A 364-nucleotide genomic window follows, 5' to 3' on the forward strand; every position below is an offset into this window, starting at 1 on the left:
TTTTCTTTCCCCTACATTTATCCTTAAGAAAGTGCCATTTTCTTTTACTTCTATCCTTGTGTTGAGATTTCCCTTTTTGCTTTTATCCCCTCTTGAATAGAGATTTCCTTTTCTTCTTTCTTGCCACTTTGTTTTTAGCTTTTGATATTCTTTCCCATTTATATGGCGCTTTTGAAGTTTTCTAAATAAGTCTCTTCCTCCAAAAATGACTTTCTTTGGATTGTTGTCTAATTGTCTAGATGATTTTAATACACCTATTGCTTTCATTATTGCATCATCTACATATCTTGAGTTTAAATTGAAAATCCCTTGAAGGTCTCTTTTTAATGTTTTTCTATCATAACCTTCTAGAAGCCTTTTGTAT

General features: G+C 31.0%; 1 pseudogene. It reads right to left on the reverse strand.

Annotation, left to right across the window (positions count from 1 at the left end):
- A pseudogene (locus I4N53_RS09175) lies at nucleotides 1-364 on the reverse strand (IS200/IS605 family accessory protein TnpB-related protein); the annotation flags it as partial.

The sequence above is a fragment of the Thermoanaerobacter sp. CM-CNRG TB177 genome (genome assembly GCF_018588165.1).
Taxonomy (GTDB): domain Bacteria; phylum Bacillota; class Thermoanaerobacteria; order Thermoanaerobacterales; family Thermoanaerobacteraceae; genus Thermoanaerobacter; species Thermoanaerobacter thermocopriae.